Below are 4,803 nucleotides of genomic sequence, written 5' to 3'. Positions count from 1 at the left end.
TCAAAATCACCGGAGTGCAGCAGCTCTTTTACTTTATCCGCACTGGCCTTGGAGATATGCGCAGTACCCAGCAGGGTTACTTCGCTCCCTTCGATGTGCAATTTAACAATCGGTTCCTGGTGTTTTTCTGATTCCATTGACATTACCAATAAACTTTAAACTTTCTTTTTTTAATAAACATCGGACTTCACACTTGCTGACGCTTGCCATAAAGTCGACTGTATAAACCATCATTTTTTATCAGTTCTTCATGCATACCTTCTTCGATGATATGCCCATCTTCAAAAACATAGACCCGATCTGCCTGCTTAACCGCGCTCAATCGATGCGCAATTATAATCGTCGTTTTCCCGACCAGGAATCGATTTAATGCTTTATGCAGTTTTGATTCCGTTTCCGTATCCAGCGCGGAGGTTGCCTCATCCAGAATGACCACTTTTGGATCCAGTAATACCATTCTGGCGATTGCCAGCCGTTGCTTTTGCCCACCGGAGATCCGCACTCCCTGCTTACCAATGATGGTATCCAGCCCCTTTGGCATGCTTTCGACAGTGTCCCGTAATTGAGCAATATCCAGCGCCTGAAAAAGCTGCTCGTCTGAATATGCCTGACCCATGGTCAAATTGACCCGTACTGTATCATTAAATAAGGCAGGATGCTGTAAAACTGTCGCGACATTATCCCGTACCACGTCCAGACCTATTTCGGTGACAGGCACACTATCAAAATACAGCTGCCCTCGTTGAGGTGGATATAAACCCAGAATCACCTGTACCAGTGTCGTTTTCCCTCCTCCACTGGCGCCTACCAAAGCCACTTTCTCGCCGGCAGCGATTTCCAGGTTGACATCGTTCAGCACCATACTGGATTCCGTAGTGTCATCATCCGAAGAATCATACATCTGATAACGAAACGAAACATTCTCCACTTTTACTGCGACGGTATTTTTACCTTTAAACGGATTATGCTGATGCGGGTATTGCGGTTCTGTTGGCAAGTCCACCAGGGAATTTACCCGGCTTAAAGCAGCTTTTGCTGCGTAAAACGCGTATTGGATATTCAGAAGCTCCTGCACCGGCCCCATCATAAACCACAGGTAGCCAAATACCGCCATCATCTGGCCAACGCTTAAATCAGAAAAAACGACCATCAACATACTCAGTGCACGGAAGGTATCGAAACCAAATAAAAATACACCAAAGGAAAAGCGGTTTGCCGCGTCACTTCTCCAGGCAAACTCAGCTGAATGGCTTTTAATGATGCGCGCCTTTTCGATAACATCTTTTATATAGTGACGTTCGCGATTTGCAGAACGAATTTGCTGAATAGCGTCCAGGGTTTCCGCAAGAGACTGCTGAAATACTTCAATCGCAGAGTTTTCATTTTTCTTCAGCTTTTTAACCCGCTTGCCTAACACCACCGTAAAGTAGATAACCAGGGGATTCATCAACAAAATAAACAGGGCCAGTGGCCAATGCATCCACAACAATATAGTGGCTATACCAATAATACTGAGACCTGCAACAATCGCCTTGCTAATGGTGTTCCCAATAAAGTCATCAATAGCATTGATATCGGTAACCAGGTGGGAGGTTACGCTACCGCTACCCATGGTTTCAAATGACGACATGGATACATTTTGTAATCGCATTAACACAGCGTGACGTATTTTATAGGTAATATCTTTAGCGATAATGGTGAACTTTCGCAGTTGCCATACACCAAGTAGCAGCATCGCGAGTCGCAAAGCAAGCGTTAGTAATAATATAAAAAGAATATACAGGGCAGGGCCATGCCAGCTTTCTGGAAATAATGATGAAGTAAATGCCACCAGGGCTCCTGGCTTGTTGAGCAACACTTCATCCACCAATAAAGGCATTAACAATGGAATCGGCACACTGACGGCAACGGTCAGCAGTGCGATAATGTTGGCGGCTACCAGTTCCCGTTTATGCTGCCTGGCATTGGCAAAGATATTCTGCCAGGTAAATTTTCCTTGAGCGGATTCGTTTGGCATATCGGTTGAAATCGCAGGTGAAGGCACACTTGCCGTGGCAGACTTTGTTGGATTATTCATGGCGACAGCTTCTGCAGGTTACTGGCCCCGTAGAAACATTTTATCGAGTTGATGCATATCCAGTTGTATCCAGGTGGGCCGACCATGATTGCACTGACCACTACGTTCGGTACTCTCCATATCCCGCAACAAGGCATTCATTTCCGGCAGGGTGAGTTTACGGTTGGCTCTTACCGAACCGTGACAGGCCATGGTTGCCAGAATTTCATTAATCTGTTGTCTAATTCTCTGGCTATCGCCGTGGATTACAATATCTGACAACACATCACGCACCAGGGTTTCAACATTGGCGTCTCTGAGTATGGATGGAACCTGGCGTATCGCCAGGGTATCTTTACCTAATGGTTCTACCACAAATCCCAATGACTCGAATATTTGCTGGTTTTGCTCGGCAAGCTTAACTTCAGCTTCGGATACAGCAATACTGATCGGGACCAGCAATGGTTGTGATCGCATGCTGTTTTCTTCATAGGAGATTTTCAGTCGCTCGTAAGTAATTCGCTCATGCGCGGCATGCATATCAACTATTACCAGTCCTTGCTGATTCTCGGCTAACACGTATATCCCCTGAACCTGTGCGACAGCGTAACCCAGCGGTGGAATATCATCAGAGGATCGTTCACTATCCTCATCCCTGTCGAGACGACCATACAACGCGGCATAGTTTTCCAGCTGCTCTTTCACTTTTAAAGGCATGGATTGCTGGGAATTAGACGAATGTAATCCGGTATTACTGTTGGCGATACCTGCGGGATTGTAACCCGCCGATGGCAAGACACTACCAGGCTGCTGAGGTGTCGTTTGCTCTGCGAATGAAGAAGATTGCTGATCGCCAGGTGTTGCCGAGGCAATCGCATCATGAAGCACACGATATATAAATTTGTGTACAGAGCTGCTGTCACGAAACCGCACTTCATGTTTGGTGGGATGTACATTAACATCGACCAGTGCCGGATCAATATCCAGGTATAAAACATAAACCGGGTGACGCCCATGAAACAAAACGTCCTGGTAGGCTTGCCGAACCGCGTGGGATACCACCTTATCTTTTACTGCGCGTCCATTGACATAAAAATATTGCATATCAGCCTGACTGCGGGAAAATGTCGGTAAGGCAATCCAGCCCCACAAACGTAAAGGGCCTGCGGTAAACTCAACTTGCAATGCGTTATCAACAAAACCCTGACCGCAGATCTGTCCCACCCGCTTAAGCTGCTGTTGTATGGACTCGGCTCTGGGTAACTTGAGTATCGCTCGCTGGTTATGGGTCAGAGAAAAGGCAACATCAAATCGACTCAATGCGATACGTTTCAGGCTTGACTCGATATGTCCGAATTCTGTTTTCTCAGTTTTTAGAAACTTGCGCCGACCTGGTGTATTAAAAAACAGGTCTCGAACTTCAACCGTCGTGCCTTGCGGATGAGCGACGGGCTCCGGTGAACTAATTGAATTTTTTCCGTCTGACTTAACCTGGAACGCGTGATCAGATTCTTGATATCTTGAACGCAACTCGACACGGGCAATAGACGCAATACTGGGCAAGGCCTCCCCGCGAAATCCCAAACTTTTTACGCGATGCAAATCATCGCTGCTACTGATTTTACTGGTTGCATGGCGTGTTAACGCCAGGGCCAGATCTGACTCGTGTATGCCAAGACCATTGTCGCGAATCCGAATCAGGCGAATGCCACCCTGTTCTATATCTACATCGATAACGGACGCCTGCGCATCCAGGCTGTTTTCTACAAGTTCTTTAACAACGGAGAGCGGTCGCTCAACCACTTCACCTGCAGCAATTTGATTGGCCAGGTGGGTAGATAAAACGTGAATGCGTGGCCTTTGCAGGGTTTCAGACATTAATTTTGAAATAATCCCAGGTTTAAATAATTTTTCGCTATGAGTGCTTTTTCAGGAACCACAACGTACGAAATTACTACGAAACTGCCTGGCGACGTCGGATTTCCACTGTTTTGAATATATCCTCCGCCTTGCCCGACAGATCTGAATAATCTACATAAGGCAACACACTGTTAAATGGCGCCTTGTTTTTATAACGCATCTTCAACATAACGAAGGACACTTTATTGATATAAATGATAGCAAAGACAAAAAGAATCGTTGTCACGATTTCAAACGTTAGCAATCCATACATACCTCGATCGATCGCCGTTGCAAAGCTGAAGAAATACAAAATCAACATTACGCCCATTGGTACAACGGTAAAAACTTTTATATTACTGAGAGAATTTTGTAAGGACTCGATCGTTTCAATCATTTCGGAATTTGCTTTATCTGCCATTTAATACGTACCAATTTATAATATTTGTTATTCAAGGTGAAAACTGTCAGGAGCGCTATTATAACATCGTATCGCGAATATAAAATATGCGAGGAACCTGATAAGTATCAGATAGATAGGAGGAACAGTTAAGGTGTGTTGCAGGATCAGGCGGACGCTTGATAGCCGGTTCGGTCAACCACTTTCACTGGGATGGAAATAATAAATTCAGAACCCCTGCCCTCTTCGGTATTCAGGGTGATGTCACCACCCATGAGACGGCAATAGCCCCGGCTTTTCGCCAGGCCCAGGCCAAGACCATCAAACCTTCTGGTAGTAGAGTCATCGCCCTGCACAAATACATTGAATATCCTTTCCTGTTGTTCAAGGGATATCCCAATGCCATTGTCTATAACACGAAAATCCAGCAAGGTTTGATTGCCGCGGG

4 protein-coding genes are annotated in these 4,803 nt (G+C 45.7%); all 4 read right to left on the bottom strand.

Annotated features, from left to right (window positions below; translation table 11 throughout):
• Positions 1-187 precede the first annotated feature (187 nt).
• Complete coding sequence (locus ACWVCM_RS14705; protein ID WP_455202517.1) at positions 188-2,077, bottom strand: ABC transporter ATP-binding protein; 1,890 nt, start codon at positions 2,075-2,077, stop codon at positions 188-190.
• An 18-nt stretch (positions 2,078-2,095) separates the two neighbouring features.
• Positions 2,096-3,934 carry a DNA mismatch repair endonuclease MutL gene (mutL, locus tag ACWVCM_RS14700; protein WP_455202516.1) on the bottom strand — a complete coding sequence of 613 codons (1,839 nt, stop codon included), beginning with the start codon at positions 3,932-3,934 and terminating at the stop codon, positions 2,096-2,098.
• Positions 3,935-4,010: 76 nt separating this feature from the next.
• Positions 4,011-4,376 (bottom strand): hypothetical protein, encoded by a 366-nt coding sequence (locus tag ACWVCM_RS14695; protein ID WP_455202515.1) that lies wholly within the window; start codon positions 4,374-4,376, stop codon positions 4,011-4,013.
• A gap of 146 nt (positions 4,377-4,522) precedes the next feature.
• The coding region (locus ACWVCM_RS14690; RefSeq protein ID WP_455202514.1) for an ATP-binding protein at positions 4,523-4,803 on the bottom strand (281 nt) is incomplete at its 5' end.

The sequence above is a fragment of the Kaarinaea lacus genome, assembly GCF_975902315.1.
The sequence above is the reverse complement of the archived record's forward strand: the minus strand, read 5'-3'. Positions and strand labels throughout refer to the sequence as shown.